The 15,437-nt window shown below is 75.3% G+C and carries 13 protein-coding genes; 6 read left to right on the top strand and 7 right to left on the bottom strand.

Features of this window, described 5'->3' with window-relative positions:
* Positions 1–137 precede the first annotated feature (137 nt).
* The 4 genes from ACF9IK_RS18005 (at position 138) to ACF9IK_RS17990 (ending at position 4,000) form a co-directional block, all read left to right on the top strand.
* The gene (locus ACF9IK_RS18005) at positions 138–1,166 is read left to right on the top strand and encodes an ABC transporter ATP-binding protein (RefSeq protein WP_395295211.1); all 1,029 of its coding nucleotides are present in this window, start codon (positions 138–140) and stop codon (positions 1,164–1,166) included.
* Positions 1,163–2,002 carry an ABC transporter permease gene (locus ACF9IK_RS18000; RefSeq protein WP_395295210.1) on the top strand — a complete coding sequence of 280 codons (840 nt, stop codon included), beginning with the start codon at positions 1,163–1,165 and terminating at the stop codon, positions 2,000–2,002. The genes ACF9IK_RS18005 and ACF9IK_RS18000 overlap by 4 nt, the downstream gene beginning before the upstream one ends.
* Positions 2,003–2,118: 116 nt before the next feature.
* Positions 2,119–3,342 carry a sensor histidine kinase gene (locus ACF9IK_RS17995; protein ID WP_395295209.1) on the top strand — a complete coding sequence of 408 codons (1,224 nt, stop codon included), beginning with the start codon at positions 2,119–2,121 and terminating at the stop codon, positions 3,340–3,342.
* A 37-nt stretch (positions 3,343–3,379) separates the two neighbouring features.
* Positions 3,380–4,000: a response regulator gene (locus ACF9IK_RS17990; RefSeq protein ID WP_395295208.1), complete on the top strand. Its 621-nt coding sequence runs from the start codon at positions 3,380–3,382 to the stop codon at positions 3,998–4,000.
* A gap of 30 nt (positions 4,001–4,030) precedes the next feature.
* Here ACF9IK_RS17990 and ACF9IK_RS17985 read toward each other — a convergent pair whose 3' ends face one another.
* From ACF9IK_RS17985 to purD, 4 genes are all read right to left on the bottom strand, one after another.
* A complete protein-coding gene (locus tag ACF9IK_RS17985) occupies positions 4,031–4,930 on the bottom strand; it encodes a phosphoribosylaminoimidazolesuccinocarboxamide synthase (protein WP_395295207.1) in 900 nt (299 codons plus the stop codon).
* Positions 4,931–5,096: 166 nt separating this feature from the next.
* Positions 5,097–6,638: a N,N-dimethylformamidase beta subunit family domain-containing protein gene (locus tag ACF9IK_RS17980; RefSeq protein WP_395295206.1), complete on the bottom strand. Its 1,542-nt coding sequence runs from the start codon at positions 6,636–6,638 to the stop codon at positions 5,097–5,099.
* 240 nt (positions 6,639–6,878) lie between these two features.
* Positions 6,879–8,453, bottom strand: a complete 1,575-nt coding sequence (locus ACF9IK_RS17975) for a hypothetical protein (protein WP_395295205.1) — start codon at positions 8,451–8,453, stop codon at positions 6,879–6,881.
* Positions 8,454–8,996: 543 nt separating this feature from the next.
* Positions 8,997–10,244, bottom strand: coding sequence for a phosphoribosylamine--glycine ligase (purD, locus tag ACF9IK_RS17970; protein ID WP_395295204.1), 1,248 nt, complete (start codon positions 10,242–10,244; stop codon positions 8,997–8,999).
* Between the two features lie 457 nt (positions 10,245–10,701).
* Here purD and ACF9IK_RS17965 point away from each other — a divergent pair, with 457 nt between their 5' ends.
* On the top strand, positions 10,702–11,487 hold the full coding sequence (locus ACF9IK_RS17965) for an SLATT domain-containing protein (RefSeq protein WP_395295203.1): 786 nt from the start codon (positions 10,702–10,704) through the stop codon (positions 11,485–11,487).
* Positions 11,488–11,566: 79 nt separating this feature from the next.
* Here ACF9IK_RS17965 and ACF9IK_RS17960 read toward each other — a convergent pair whose 3' ends face one another.
* The 3 genes from ACF9IK_RS17960 to ACF9IK_RS17950 all read right to left on the bottom strand — a co-directional run bounded on the left by ACF9IK_RS17960 (position 11,567) and on the right by ACF9IK_RS17950 (position 14,437).
* Complete coding sequence (locus ACF9IK_RS17960; RefSeq protein WP_395295202.1) at positions 11,567–12,214, bottom strand: hypothetical protein; 648 nt, start codon at positions 12,212–12,214, stop codon at positions 11,567–11,569.
* Between the two features lie 180 nt (positions 12,215–12,394).
* Positions 12,395–13,453: a GntR family transcriptional regulator gene (locus tag ACF9IK_RS17955; protein WP_395295201.1), complete on the bottom strand. Its 1,059-nt coding sequence runs from the start codon at positions 13,451–13,453 to the stop codon at positions 12,395–12,397.
* A 186-nt stretch (positions 13,454–13,639) separates the two neighbouring features.
* Positions 13,640–14,437 (bottom strand): carbon-nitrogen family hydrolase, encoded by a 798-nt coding sequence (locus ACF9IK_RS17950; protein ID WP_395298610.1) that lies wholly within the window; start codon positions 14,435–14,437, stop codon positions 13,640–13,642.
* A 172-nt stretch (positions 14,438–14,609) separates the two neighbouring features.
* On the opposite strand from ACF9IK_RS17950, the gene ACF9IK_RS17945 reads away from it, so the two are divergent.
* Complete coding sequence (locus tag ACF9IK_RS17945) at positions 14,610–15,431, top strand: maleylpyruvate isomerase family mycothiol-dependent enzyme (protein ID WP_395295200.1); 822 nt, start codon at positions 14,610–14,612, stop codon at positions 15,429–15,431.
* Positions 15,432–15,437: the final 6 nt, after the last annotated feature.

Here is a 15,437-nt window from a genome sequence, read left to right as displayed (position 1 = left end):
GAGGGGGCCCTTCGGCATTCCCCGTGCACTCCCCGACCGGGCCGATGACATTTGTCATCGCCGACCCGTGGATCCGCACCGCCGTCCGATGAGGCCGCGCACTGCCCGCGCAGCCTTCCCGGCGGAAGGCTTGAGCCATGGAAACGCGCCAGCCCCTCGCCCCGGGCGACCCCGTGATCGAGGTCACCGACCTCCACCGCCACTACGGATCCGGCACCACCGGCTACCACGCGGTACGCGGGATCAACCTCACCGTCGGCCGCGGCGAGCTGTTCGCCCTGCTCGGCACCAACGGGGCCGGCAAGACGTCCGCGATGGAGCTGATCGAGGGCCTCGCCGCCCCGACCGGCGGCCGGGTCCGGGTGCTCGGCAGCGACCCGCACCGCGAGCGCGCAGCCGTCCGCCCCCGGATCGGCATCATGCTCCAGGAGGGCGGCTTCCCCGGCGACCTCACCGTCGCCGAGACCGGCCGGACCTGGGCCGGGATGACCAGCGGCGCCCGCCCGGTCGACGAGGCGCTGGAGCTGGTCGGCCTCACCGACCGCAGCGGCGTCCGGGTCAAGCAGCTCTCCGGCGGCGAGCGCCGCCGGCTGGACCTGGCGATGGCCCTGCTCGGCCGGCCCGAGGTGCTCTTCCTCGACGAGCCCAGCACCGGCCTGGACCCGGAGGCCCGCGCCGCCGTCTGGCGCCTGGTCCGCGACCTGCGTGCCCAGGGCACCACCGTGCTGCTCACCACGCACTACCTGGAGGAGGCCGAGGAGCTGGCCGACCGGCTGGCCATCATGCACGGCGGCCGGGTCGTCACCACCGGCACCGTGGCCGAGGTGATCGCCGGCCGCCCGTCCCGGATCGGCTTCGAGCTCCCGGCCTTCGCCGGCACCTCGCTCCCGCCGCTGGCCGGCGCCCACGTCACCCTGGACGGCCGGAAGGTCACCGTCCAGACCCCGCGGCTCCAGGCCACCCTCACCGAGCTGCTCGGCTGGGCCGACCGCCACGGCATCGAGCTCGGCGGCCTGGACGCCCGCAGCGCCTCGCTGGAGGAGGCCTTCCTCGCCATCGCCTCCGAGGCCGCCCTGGCACCTCCCGGCCAGGCCGGGGGCGAGCCCCCGACCGACACCCCCTCCGACCGCCCCGCCCGCCGCCGCCTGATGGGACTCGCCCGATGAGCACCGCCGCCACCACCGCCGTCCCGCAGGGCACCGGCCGCCCCAGCACCACAGCCCGCCGGCTGCTCGCCCTCGGCCGGGCCGAGGCCGTCCTGCTGCTGCGCAACCGGACCGCCCTGTTCACCGCCCTGCTGCTGCCGGTGCTGCTGGTCTTCGGGCTGAAGAACGTCCTCAACGAGCAGGCCAAGGACAACCCCGGCCTGGACGTCGACTCCCTGCTGGTCAACGGCGCCGTCGGGATGGTCCTCGCCTTCGTCGTCTACTACAACCTCACGGCCGCCTACGTGGCCCGCCGCGGCGAGCTGGTGCTCAAGCGGCTGCGCACCGGCGAGGCCCGGGACGCGGAGATCCTGGCCGGCACCGCGGTGCCCTCGGTCGGGCTGGCCCTGTTGATGTGCACCGTGGTCGGCGGGGTCGGCGCCGCCGCGCTGGACCTGACCGCGCCGGTCAATCCGCTGCTGCTGGCCGCCGGTCTGGTGCTGGTCGTCGGCACCCTGATGGCGCTGGCCGCCCTCTCCAGTGCCTTCACCAAGACGGTCGAGAGCGCCGGGATCACCACCATGCCGGTCCTGCTGCTCACCCAGTTCGGCTCCGGCCTGTTCGTCCCGCTGGAGATCATGCCCGACCGGCTGGCCGACGGCTGCCGGCTGCTGCCCACGACCCCGGCCTTCCAGCTGATGCGCCTCGGCTGGTTCGGGACCGACGGCTCCGCCGCCCCCACCGGCTTCGCCGGCACCTGGGCCGCCGCCGCCCCGCACCTGGTCACCGGCACCGCCTGGTTCGCGCTGGCCGTCTGGGGCGCCGTCCGCTACTTCCGCTGGGAGCCGCGCCGCTGACCGGCCGGGCGCGGAACCGGAGGTCCGCTCCCCGTCCGACCTCTGGGTCCGGCCTCCGCACCGGCCTCTGATAGGAAGACAGCAGCACGATCATGACCGGACGGGGAGCGGAACAGATGGGCGTCGTGAATCCGGTGCGCAAGTGGCGGGGCTACACCAAGCCGCAGCGCTCCGAGCTCTACCTCCGCTGGTCGCTCTACCTGATGGCGCTCGCCCCGCTGCCGATCAGCCTGCTGAGCAACGCCTCCGCCGCGGAGAACCAGGGCTACGCGGCCGCCGCCCGGGTCGCCCTGGTGGCCGGCCTCGCCCTGACCCTGACCACCCTGCGCGCCTACCGCACCTCGCTGGACCACTACCTCAAGCGGCCCTCCGAACACCTGCGCTGGCTCGCCCTGAACGGCGGCGTCGCGGTGGCCGCCTGCTGGGCCGTCCTGCTGCTCGGACCACGGGGCGGCACGGGACCGGACCCGTTGCCGTTCAGCGCCGCCTACGCGAGCACCATCCTCTTCTCGGCCTTCGGCCCGGCCGCGGTCGGGCTGCCGCCGCGCTGGTCGGCCCCGGCCGGGCTGGCCGGGCTGCTGGCCGCCGCGCCGCCCATGTTCCTGGTGGGCATCGACCCGGCCACCGCCTGCGGGGCGCTCACCTTCACCGCGGTCGTCATGGCCTTCATCGGCTGCAGCTGCCGCAGCTTCGCCTGGCTGCAGTCGGTGGTCTGGGAGCTGGACGCGGCCCGCGAGGCGCAGTCCCGGCTGGCGGTCGCCGAGGAGCGGCTGCGGTTCTCGCGCGACCTGCACGACGTGATGGGCCGCAACCTCACCACCATCGCCCTGAAGAGCGAGCTCGCCGTGCAGCTGGCCCGGCGCGGGCGCGCGGAGGCCGCCGAGCAGATGGCCGAGGTGCAGAAGATCGCCCAGGAGTCCCAGCGTGAGGTCCGGGACGTGGTGCGCGGCTACCGCACGACCGACCTGCACGCCGAGGCGGTCGGCGCCCGGGCGGTACTCCGCTCGGCCGACGTGCGCTGCGAGATCGACCTCGGCGAGGACGCCGACCGGCTGCCGCTGCCGGTGCAGTCCGTGCTGGGCTGGGTGATCCGCGAGGCCACCACCAACGTGCTGCGGCACAGCGAGGCCGGCCACTGCGCGATCCGGCTCTCCCGGACGGGCGACCGGGCGGTGCTGGAGCTGGAGAATGACGGGGTGCCCGCCGTGCCGGTCCCCTCCCAGGGCAGCGGCACCGGGCTGCGCGGACTTCGCGAGCGGCTCGCCGCCCACGACGGCGAGCTGACCGTCCCGGACGCCGGGCCGGGCCGGTTCCGGCTGCTCGCGACCGTCCCGCTCTGACCCGCTCCGCCGCCCGCCCCGCAGGAAGGCCCGCCCGATGACCGACACCGCCCCCGTGCGCGTCCTGCTCGCCGACGACGAGCACCTGATCCGGGGGGCGCTGGCCGCGCTGCTCTCGCTGGAGGACGACATCACCGTGGTGGCCCAGGCCGCGTCCGGCCCGGAGGCGCTGGCGATGGCGCAGGCGCACCTCCCGGACATCGCCGTGCTGGACCTGCAGATGCCGGGGCTGGACGGCATCGAGGTGGCGTCCCGGCTGCGCCGGCTGCTGCCGGACTGCCGCTGCATGATCGTCACCGGCCACGGCCGCCCGGGCTACCTGAAGCGGGCGCTGGAGGTCGGCATCCGCGGCTTCCTGCCGAAGACCGTCTCGGCGGCCGACCTCGCCGGGATCATCCGGACCGTGCGCACGGGCGGACGCTACGTCGACCCCGAGCTCGCGGCGGACGCGATCAGCGCGGGCGAGACTCCGCTGACCCCGCGCGAGACGGACGTGTTGGAGCTGGCCGCCGACGGCACCTCGATCGCCGAGATCGCCGAGCGCGCGTCGCTCTCCCAGGGCACCGTCCGCAACTACCTCTCCTCGGCCGCCGGGAAGCTGGGCGCCGAGAACCGCCACGCGGCGGTGCGGATCGCCCGCGAGCACGGCTGGATCTGAGATCCGCCGCACCCGCGGGCCGGGCGGGGGTCAGGCCCAGGTGGTACCGGTCAGGCGCTCGTAGACCTCGATGTACTTGGTCCGGGTCCGCTCGACGATCTCGGCGGGCAGCGCCGGCGGCGGCTCCTCGCTGTGGCGGTCCCAGCCGGAGGCCGGGGAGACCAGCCAGTCCCGGATCAGCTGCTTGTCGAAGGACGGCTGCGAACGGCCCGGCTGCCACTGGTCGGCGGGCCAGTACCGGGAGGAGTCCGGGGTGAGCACCTCGTCGCCGATCACCAGCTCGCCGTCGAGCAGGCCGAACTCGAACTTGGTGTCGGCCAGGATGATCCCGCGCTCGCGGGCGATGTCGCGGGCCCGGGCGTAGACGTCCAGGGTGGTGCGGCGCAGCTGGTTGGCGAGCTCGGCGCCGATCCGGCGGGCGGTCTCCTCGTAGGGGACGTTCTCGTCGTGCTCGCCGACCTCGGCCTTGAGCGCCGGGGTGTAGATCGGGGCGGGCAGCTCGGAGCTGTTCTCCAGGCCCTCGGGCAGGGCGATGCCGCAGACCGTGCGGCTCTCGTCGTACTCGGTGAGGCCGGAGCCGGCCAGGTAGCCGCGGGCGACGGCCTCGACGGGGATCATCTCCAGGCTGCGGCAGACCAGGGTGCGGCCCTTCCAGTCGGCGGGGGCGCCGGCCGGGACCTCGGTGGAGACCACGTGGTTGGGAACGATGTCGGCGATCCGCTCGAACCACCACAGCGAGAGCTGGGTGAGGATCCGGCCCTTGTCGGGGATCTCGTTGGGGAGCACCCAGTCGTGGGCGGAGGTGCGGTCGCTGGCGACCATCACCAGGTCGCCCGACCCGGTGCGGTAGAGGTCGCGCACCTTGCCGGTGTGCAGGTGGACCAGGCCGGGTACCTGGACCGGCTCGGGCTTGGTGACAAATCCACTCACGGTCGTCTCAGTCCTCAGGGGTCGTTCGCGGGCGTGGGGCGGCGCGAAAGGGGAGGTCAGTGCCCCCGAGTCTGTCATGGACGCCGGTGCCGGCCGGACCGGGGCGGATCGGCCGTGTCCGCATCGGCGGTTCCTGCAGGCCGATCCCGCGCCGGCCGATCCCGCATCAGCCGTTCTTGCAGAGGTGGTCCAGCAGATTGGCGGTGGCCCGCTGGATCCGCTCGTCGGTGAGGCCGGGCCGGTCCAGCGCCGGCGACCAGGCGAAGGTGCCGGAGGCGAACACGTAGGCGCCGCTCGGCGCCCGGTAGAGCGAGGTCTCCTGGAAGCGGGTGCGGCCGGCGAGGTCCCGGTACGGCGAGTGCGCGAGCAGCACCCGTTCGGTGTGCTCGGGCAGGGCCACCCGAGGGTAGTAGCGGTCGGCCTCGCCGGCGACCAGGCCGGGCAGCTCGTCACCCTCCTGGAGGCCGGTACCGGCCCAGAGCCAGTGCGTGGTGTGCCGCGCGACCAGCGGGACTGGTGCCGCGACCCGGCCCGAGTACTGCACCCCGAGCAGGTGCTGCTCGGGCTCGCCCGCGTCCCGCCAGAGCGCGCTGGTGGCGCCGGACGCGCCGGCCGCCGGGCTGCCGGCCGGGACCTTCTGCCGCTTGCGGCAGTTGAGCAGCCGGTTGGGCTCGCCGGAGGCGGCGGCGGACAGCTCGACCCGCCAGTACATGGTGTTGGCGGAGAGGAAGACCAGCGAGGTGCCGCCGTCGCGGGCCCGCTCGGCGGCCCGGCGCATCGGCTCGGACCAGTACTCGTCGTGGCCGGGGAAGATCAGCGCCCGGTGCCGGGAGGCGTCGACCAGGCCGGCGTGCATGTCGGTGGCGGTGGCGTAGGAGAGGTCGTAGCCGTAGCGCTCGGCCCAGCGGATGAAGTCGTAGGCGTGGCCGACGTGCAGCGGCAGCCCGGCGGTGGCGTGCGGGCGGTCGAAGGAGACGGTGACGGCCGCCTCCGGCTCGCCGACCAGCCGGCCGCCGTCGTCCCAGGCGTGGTAGAGGCTGGCGCCGCTGCGGCCGTCCTCGGGGAAGAGGTTGTACGCCTGCCAGGTCACGTCCGGGAGCACCAGGAGCAGTTCGGCGGCGTGCATCCGGTCCTCGAAGTCCCGGACGGTGAAGGGGATGTGGCTGCGGTGCAGCATGTCGCCGGTGGTCAGCACGGCGACGTAGGCGCCGGGGCTCCAGTGGGTGGGGATCTGCAAGCGCCAGGTGTGCCACCAGTGGTGGCAGGAGACGGTCCGGCCGGCCACCAGCGGGGCGGGCTGGAGCATGCCGGCGATCAGCGGGCTGGAGGTCATGTGGTGGGCGCCGTCGCCGCCGTAGTGGCCGATCCGGAAGACGTCGACGGTGAACTCGCGGGGCGGGTTGACGGTGACCCGGAAGTCCACCGAGCCGCCGGGGCGGACCACCCCGGCCGAGGCGAAGCCCTTGATCTGCTGCACCACGTCGTTGGCGCCCTGCGGGGTGCCGACCGACGGCTTGGGCCTGGAACCCGCGGTCAGCGGCTGCTGCCCCGGGGCGTCGACCGAGACGTACCAGGGGACGGCGCCCCCGGCGCCCGCCAGGTACTGGTCCGGGCTGCGCAGCCAGGGCAGCGGGCCCTGGCCGAAGGGATCGGAGACGCTGTACGCGTGCGTTCCGGACTCCCATCGGCGGTTGAGTTCCGTCCCCACGCGCCCCTCCCACTGGTGCACCCTCCGCCGGATGGCAGGTGCCCACCGGAGGTGCGTGCGGTCTAATACACCACAGAGCGCTGGCGCTGCGTCACCCAACGGTAGCAACTGGTGGTGGGGAATCTTCCGCTCCGCCCCGGAAGGGCCTCCGGCCTGCGAAGACCTGCCGCCGCCGGTCCGGCCGGGGGCGCGGACCTGCGGGCGAGCGCCCTCCCCCGGCCGGCGCGGTCCGGCCGCCGGTCAGAGCCGCACCGGCTTCTCCAGCCGGACGCCGGCCGCGTCCAGCCAGGCCCGCAGCGGGCCGTCCTGGCCCTGCTCGACGGCCTGGGCGACGGGGCCGGCGAGGTCGGTGCGGCGCACCCCGCGCATCAGCAGCACGGGGCCGTCCAGCCAGTCCAGGCCGGGGGTGGCCCCGGCGGTGTCGACGGCCGCGCAGCAGACCATCGCGGTGACGTGGTCGACCAGGAGGTCCCGCCCGGTGCGGACGGGCTCCAGCAGAGGCGCGGGGGCCGTCGTGCGGGCCAGCTGGGCGGTCAGCGCGGCGGCCAGCTGCTCGCCGTCGCCCTCGGCGAGCCGGACCAGCAGCCGGGTCAGGGTGGGGGCACCGGGCCGGGCCTGCGGGGCCGGGCCGTCCAGGGCGGACTGCAGGGCCGCGGCGCGGGCACGCCAGCCGGCGTCCACCACCTCGGCCGGGTAGTCCGACCACTCCAGTTCCTGCCAGCCGCCGGAGGCGGGGCGGCCGAAGAAGAGCTCGGCGGCGAGCCGCGAGACCGCCGCGTCGACGGCGCCCGGCTCCTCCAGCAGGTCGCAGGCGGGGCGGTCGCCGAGGCGGCTGCTGTAGCCGTCGGCGAGCCGGTCGCGGCGGGACAGCTCGGTGAGCGCGGCGACCACGCCGGCGTTGAGGTGCGCCGGGTGGCGCCCGAGCCGCCAGGCGGGCAGCGCGACCCGGGTGAGCAGCCGGTCCCATCCGGCGTAGGCGAGGCCGACCTGCTCCTGGGCGGCGATCCGCAGCCCGTAGTCGACCGCCCTGGCCCGCTCGGAGGCCCGGCCGGCCACGGCCCGCTCCAGCTCGGCGGAGTGCGCGCGGCAGGCGCGGAGCAGCCGGCGGGTGATCCGGTCGGTCAGGGCGGCCGGGCCGCGGCGGGCGGTGCGCGGCGCGGCGGGCACCGGGGCGCCGCCCAGGCCGGGCGGCGGGGCGTCGGCGAGGCTGGCGTCCAGGGAGCGCAGGAAGCGGCGGGCGGCGGCGATCTCCGGGTCGGCGGCGGCCGCGGTGCCGGCCACCACGGGGGCCAGCAGGGCGCGCAGCTCCCCGGCCCGCATCCACCAGAGGAAGGGCGAGCCGACCACCAGCACCGGGGCGGGCGCCTCCGCGCCGCGGGCGCGGCGGCGGTGACGGGCCGGCGGGGCGGCCGGCGCGACGTCCTCCAGCCAGCTGTCGCAGTCCGGGGTGAGCGCGATCGCGGAGGGCGCCGGCACGTCCAGCCGGTCGGCCAGCTCGTCGATCAACCGGTACAGCTCGGGGGCCTCGGCGCGCACCAGCGGGACGACCGGGGTCTGCGGCGGTACGGCGCGGCGGTAGGTCCGGGCGGCCAGACCGGCCACCAGGAGGGTCACGGCGGCGACGGCGCAGACCGCCCAGCGGGCGGCGTCCCAGGCCGCGGCGTCGGCCGCACCCGGGGCGCCGATCCGGCCGGTGATCCGGCCCGCGAGCAGGACCACCGCGACGGCGGCGGGCAGCGCGGCGACGGCCAGGGCGAGGCCTCGGACCCGCAGGACCGCCTGGGCGTGAGCGCGCGCGGTGTCGACAGCGGCCATACGGTGCGGCACCCCCTTCGGAGTCCTCGGGCACCCGGCGACGGGCCCTGAGCCGACTCGAAACGATCAGTTCCGACTGGGAAACGGCGGCGTCCGATCCCCGGTAGTACATGCTGCGTGGCGCTTCTGACATTTTCGACGCCCGTCTCCGGGCGGGTGTTCCGGTTCTCCCGGTTTCCACTCGTCCCGGTGACGGCGCCCGGATTCCGGACGACGCGTCGGGGCCCGCGCGAAGCGGCCCGGGCGTGTCCACCCGGCCGGACGCCGTCCAGCATCCCCCCGCACGACCGCCGCTACCCGGCGGCGACCACGGGCCACCCGCCCGTGGCGCTGCGGACCAGCGCACCATAAGGCCGTGCGCCCGGTTGCGTCAGCCGGATGCGGGTGCTGTCACTCGATGGGCTGGATTCCGGCCGCCGAACGGTGTGGCGACCGGTGGAGCCGCTCCGAGCCCGCCGGCCCCGGAAACGCCGCAGGGCGCTGCGTCCAAGGGGGTTGTTTCCCCTTCGGACACAGCGCCCTGCGGAACGCTTAACCCGCCTGCTACTGGGCGGCCTTGAGCGCGATGTCGGTCCGGTGCTGGCCGCCCTTGAGGGCGATCCGGCCCACCGCCCGGTACGCGCGGTCGCGGGCCTCGGCCAGATCGGCCCCGGTGGCGGTCACCGAGAGGACACGGCCGCCGGCGCTCAGCACCTGGCCGTCCTCGCCCGCCCTGGTGCCCGCGTGCAGCACGTACGCGGTGCCGTCCGCGGCCTCGGCCTCGGCCAGGCCCTCGATCGGGTCGCCGGTGCGCGGCGCGGCCGGGTAGCCCTCGGAGGCGACCACCACGGTGACGGCGGCGCCGTCGTCCCAGCGCAGCGGCTCCAGCTGGTCCAGCGTGCCGGTGGCGGCGGCGTGCAGCACGCCTGCCAGCGGGGTGCGCAGCCGGGCCAGCACGACCTGGGTCTCCGGGTCGCCGAAGCGCGCGTTGAACTCGATCACCCGGGTGCCGCGCGAGGTCAGCGCCAGGCCGGCGTAGAGCAGGCCGGAGAACTCGGTGCCGCGGCGGCGCAGCTCGTCCACGGTGGGCTGCAGAACGGTCTCCAGGACCTCCTCGACCAGGCCCTCGGGGGCCCAGGGCAGCGGGGAGTACGCGCCCATGCCGCCGGTGTTGGGGCCCTCGTCGCCGTCCAGTGCGCGCTTGAAGTCCTGGGCGGGCTGGAGCGGGAGGACGGTGGTGCCGTCGGTGATGGCGAAGAGCGAGACCTCGGGGCCGTCGAGGAACTCCTCGATGACCACGCGCTCGCAGGAGGCGGCGTGGGCCAGTGCGGCCTCGCGGTCGGAGGTGACCACGACGCCCTTGCCGGCCGCCAGGCCGTCGTCCTTCACCACGTAGGGGGCCCCGAAGGCGTCCAGCGCCTCGGCGGCCTCCGCCGGGGTGGTACAGACGTAGGAGCGGGCGGTGGGCACGCCGGCGGCGGCCATCACGTCCTTGGCGAAGGCCTTGGAGCCCTCCAGCTGGGCGGCCCGGCCGGACGGACCGAAGACGGGGACGCCGGCCGCGCGCAGGGCGTCGGCGACGCCCGCGACCAGCGGGGCCTCCGGGCCGACGACGGCCAGCTCGCTGCCGAGCCGCCGGGCGAGCGCGGTGACCTCCGCGCCGTTCAGCTGGTCGACCGGGTGGACCGTCGCCACCTGCGCGATCCCGGCGTTGCCCGGGGCGCAGTGCAGCTCGGTCACGGCGGGATCTTGGGACAGAGAGCGGCACAGGGCGTGTTCGCGGGCGCCGCCGCCGATGACGAGGACCTTCACGGAGGGAAGGGTAGTCGCTGACCGGTTCGGGCCGTCCGCCGGTCCCGTCGGAACACACCAACCGGATCCGTCCGCACGCGGCCGGAGTGGGAGGTTCCTCCAAAGCACCCCTCCGGTCGGATGCCCCGGGTGTCCGGGTCAGGACGGTGGGTCACCGGAGCCTCGCTCGGACGGGTGAAATCCCGCCGACCGCCGCAACCCCCTCACCTCGGCGTCCGGCGGTCGAATCAGATAACGATCATTGGCGAAGCGCCCCCACGGTCAGCCATTTGGCGGTAAGAAGTGCTGTTGGACCACCACCGGCCGCGGCCGGTGCGCCGCCCGGGGTGCCCACACTGCCCGGGGTGTCGCGGGTCCGATCGCGTCGCCCGACGCTCCGCGGCCGGCCAGGCCGACGGCGCGCCAGGGGGAAGCACCGTCTGACCAAGCAGTCCGCCCGCCACAGGGAGCCCCACAGGTGAGCCAGCCGGAAATGCAGCCCGAGGAGAGTGCCTGGGGCAAGGAGATCGGCGAGGAGGACCCGCCCGCCGCGACCGTCGCGCGCCGGGCCTCCACCGGGCGTCGGGCCGATCTGAGCACCCGACAGTTCCCGCTCGGGGACTGGGGCGAGCCCGCCGAGCGGCTGGAGGAGCTCTACCGCTGGTCCGAGGAGCGGGCGGTGGAGGCGATCGACTGGTACCGCCGGGACCGGGTCTGGAAGCGCCGCTGGGCCCGCCTGCTGCGGTTCGGCGCGGCCGGCTTCGCGGCCGGCGGCGTCACCGCCCCGCTGGTGGACCTCACCGGTGCCGTCGCCCACGCCACCAGCTGGGGCTACGTCGGTCTGTCGCTCGCCGCGGCCTGCTACGGCGCGGACCGGGTGTTCGGGCTGACCTCCGGCTGGATGCGGGACGTCTCCACCGCGCAGGCGCTGCAACGGCGGCTGGAGGCCTTCCAGTTCGACTGGGCGTCGGAGTGCGTGCGCGAGGTGCTCGGCCCCACCGAGGGCACGGCCGGCGAGGCGGCCGAGCGCTGCCTCGGGGTGCTGCGGCGGTTCTGCGAGGACGTCTCGGACATGGTCCGCACCGAGACCTCGGAGTGGATGCTGGAGTTCCGCGCCGGGATGACCCAGCTGCCCACCCAGGCCGCCGGCAGCTGGGGCGGGCGGAGCGAGACGGTCGGCGGGGCGCAGGTGCGGATCCTGCCGCCGCCGGGGACCAGGCCCACCATGCCGCGCCAGCGGCCGCCGGAGGGCCCGCTGCGCTGAGGCCCGTTCGGGGCGTGCACTACGCCGGCGCCGCCGCCGGGCCCGCCGCCGGACCACCGGGGCGGGCATCCGGTCCGGATCAGGCGAAGACGATCATCGAGCCCTGGGTGACGCTGCGGGTGGCCGCCGCGTACAGGCCGGCCCAGGCGTGCCGCTCCCGGGCGAACGGGTGCAGGTCGTCCAGCGGCGGGCCGAACGGCTGCTCCAGGCCGGTCGGGCCGAGCGGCCGGGTCGGGCTCGGCGGATTGAGCGGGTCGACGCCCAGCGCCGGTGCCACGGCCTGCAGTTCGCGCAGCAGGCCGTAGCTGGAGCCGAGCGGGCCGCCCGAGGCGAGCAGCACGTCGTCGACCAGCGGCACCGCGAACTCGATCGGCACGTAGGCCCCGGCGTGGTCGAAGTGCCAGACCAGGTGCGACTGCTCGGCGTTGCTCTCGAACATCTCCAGCAGTTGCTCGTAGTCGCCGCCGAGCGCGTCCACCGGCGTGATGTCCAGGCCGGTCAGCCCCAACAGGTAGGCGCGGCGCAGGAAGTGCAGCGAGTCGTAGTCGAAGGCGGCTATCGGCTCGACCGCCCCGCTCAGCCCGGGTACGTACTGGAAGACCGGCACCTCGGGCAGTCCGTGAGCGGTGAGCACGGTGTTGTAGAGCGCGAGGTCGTCCCGGAAGGGGTTCTCGGGGCTGTGGCTCAGGACGTCCACGAGCGGGACGAGCCAGAGGTCGCAGGCCATGGGCCGGCTCTTCCTCTCCGGACGGCGGACGTCGCTCGCGGGGCGAACGACGGATGGGCGGGTCGGGTCCGGACGGTCGGTACGGGGACCGCGGGACGACGACCGCCCACCCTACCGGCCCGGCGCGCGGTGCGGGTCGGGCCGCCCCTCGGCCGGCCGGCCGGAGGTCGGGTCCGCCGGTCAGCGGCCGAATCGGGTGAAGGCCACCGAGCGCGGCTGCGGTACGAGGCCGAGCCCCAGGCCGAGTTCGCGGCCGAGCTCCCGGCCCAGCTCGCGGTCCCGGAGGCGGGCGCCTCCGGCGGTGGCGTCGGCGGTGGCGGTGGCGTCGGCGGAGTGCGGCGGCTCGGCGGGCCGGCCCGGGCCGCCGTTCCCCCCGCCGTTCCCCGCGTCGCTCCCGGCCGTGGACCCGACGGCGCCCGCCGCGGACCCGCCCGGCCCGGCGCCGTCCGCCCCGGGCCCCTCCGCCCCGGGCCCCTCCGATTCCGGTGCCGGCTCCGCCGGCCCGAGCCCGGCGGTGAGCAGCGGCAGCACGCCCACCGACTCCAGCGGCCGGCCGGTCAGTTCCGCGAGCAACCGGACGGTGAACAGGTTGTACTCGCAGATGATCCGGTACGCGCCCGCCAGGTCCCGCGCGGCGATCGCGTCGACCAGGTCGAGGTGGCGGTCCCAGCAGACCCCGTCCAGCCTCGACATCCCGCGCAGGTAGGGCGCGGCGAACATCCAGGACTGCACCCGCAGCCAGTCCAGGTAGTCGCCGACCCGGCGGTTGCCGAGCAGCCCGGCCACCTCCTGCCAGAACCGGCGGTCGCAGCCCACCATCACGTCCAGGTTGCCCGCCCGGGCGGCCCGGACGGCCGCGTCCGCACGCCGCCGCAGCGAGGGCAGCCGGGCGTCGGTGTCCGAGGACTCCGGGCGCAGCGCGAGCTGGCGGACGTAGCTGTCCGTGAGCAGCACCCGGGCCTCGAAGATCTCCAGGAAGTCGTCCCAGCCGAGCTCGGGCACGGTGAACCCGCGGTGGTGCTCGGTCCGGAGCAGCCCCTGCGCGCCCAGGTCGACCAGCGCCTCGCGGGCCGGCGTCGCCGAGACCCCGTACAGGTCGGCGATCTCCTTGACGGTGAAGTTCCGCCCGGCCGCCAGCCGGCCGGCCATCATCTCCTCGCGCAGCGCGCCCGCGATCTGCTCGCGGAGGCTGTTGCGGTGGATCACGGGGCGGGTGTCGCCTGCGCCGGTGCCGGACATGCGCGCGACCTCCTCGGGCGGGCTCTACGACCGGCCCCGGGGCGGACCGGCAGGTGAAGGGCGGGGAACACGACGAACGCTCATCTTCTCAAAGATGCCGCCGGACCGCCGCAGCCGCGTCACCCGGCCCCGGGCACGGCCGCGGAGCGCCGGGCGCCCGCTGCCGCCGCCGGGCGCCCCGGCGGGTCACCGCTGGACCGGAGCCGGGATCCCCAGCAGCCGGTCCCGGTGCACCGGGAAGTCGGCGCGGGCCTTGGCCACCTCGGCCGGGTCGAACTCGACCGCCAGCACCTCCTCGCCGTCGCCCGCCTCGGCCAGCACCCGGCCCCAGGGGTCCACCACGATGCTGTGCCCGGCCTGCTCCACCCCTCCGTGCGTCCCGGCCGTGTTGCAGGCCAGGACGAACGCCTGCTCCTCCACCGCGCGGGCCCGGGCCAGCAGCGTCCAGTGCTCGCGCCGCCGCGCCGGCCAGGCGGCCGGGACCACCAGCAGCTGCGCGCCGGCGTCCAGCAGCGCCCGGAACAGCTCCGGGAACCGCAGGTCGTAGCAGGTGGCCAGGCCCAGCGTGCCGAAGTCGGTGGCGGCGGTGACGATCTCCTGGCCGGCCCCCATCACCACCGCCTCGCCGCTGTCGAACCCGAAGCGGTGGATCTTGCGGTAGGTGTGCACCAGCTCGCCGTCCGGAGCGAACAGCAGCGAGGTGTTGTAGATCGGCCCGTCGGGGTCGCGCTCGACGATCGAACCCGCGTGCAGCCAGACCCCGGCCGCCTTGGCGGCCGCCGCCATGACGTCGGAGGTCGGCCCGTCCAGCGCCTCGGCACCGTCCGACCAGAGGTCGTACGCGAATCCGCCCAGCGGCCACAGCTCCGGGAGAACGACCAGGTCCGCGCCCTGCTGGGCGCGGACCAGGGCGGCCGCCCGGGCCCGCCGCTCGGCGGGCGGCTCGGTGTCGGAGACCGCGAGTTGGATCAATGAAGCGCGCACAGTACCACCGTCCACGGCAAGAGTCCTACGATCGTCACCCGAAAGCACTGCCCTGCTCTCACCCGGCAGCGTAACGTGCGCTTAGCGTGCGCGCCCGGAAGCCGAGCAACCCGCCCGGTGCCGGAGCCAGGGCGCGCATGGCAGGGCAGCTGACGGAGGGCCGGAGATTCCCGTGACGGACAACCAGACCGTGCAGGCTTACACCGAGGCGTGGACGCAGTCCATCGAATCGATATCGGAACTGGTGGCCCCCCTCCCGGAGGACTCCTGGAACCGGGCCACCGAGTGCCCCGGCTGGTCCGTCCGGGACGTCGTCTCCCACGTGATCGCGATCGAGTCGGAGCTGCTCGGCGACCCGCGACCGATCCACTCGCTCCCCCGCGACCTGCGCCACGTCACCACCGACTTCGCCCGCTACATCGAACTTCCGGTCGACAAGCGGCGCTGCCACACCTCGGTGGAGCTGGTCGGCGAGCTGGAGTACACGGTGATCCGCCGCTCGCGCGCCCTGCGGAACGCCAAGCACACCCCCACCGAGCAGATCCGCTGGCCCGCCGGACCGCACAGTCGCGAGCTGCCGTACCACGAGCTGCTGCGCCGCCGGGCGTTCGACGTCTGGGTGCACGAGCAGGACCTCCGGCGCGCCCTCGACGCGCCCGGCAACCTCGACTCCCCGGGCGCGCTGGTCTCCCGGGACGTCCTGCTGGAGCTGCTGCCCAAGGCGGTCGCGCACCAGGCCGGGGCCCCGGCCGGAACGGCGCTGGTCGTCGACGTCACCGGCCCGGTGGAGTTCCTGCGCACCGTCCGGGTGGACGCGGGCGGCCGCGGCACGGTCGACGAGTCGATCAGTCTCGCCCCCGACGTCCAGCTCACCCTCGACTGGGAGACCTACGTCCGCCTCGCCTGCGGCCGCGGCCGCCCCGGACCGGTCACCGTCGAGGGCGACCGGGAGCTCGCCTCCCGCATCCTGGCCAACTTCTCCGTCACGCTTTGACTTCCG

Source organism: Kitasatospora hibisci (assembly GCF_043950205.1).
In the GTDB taxonomy this organism is placed as follows: Bacteria; Actinomycetota; Actinomycetes; order Streptomycetales; family Streptomycetaceae; genus Kitasatospora; species Kitasatospora hibisci.
This window is presented reverse-complemented; position numbering and strand designations above follow the sequence as displayed.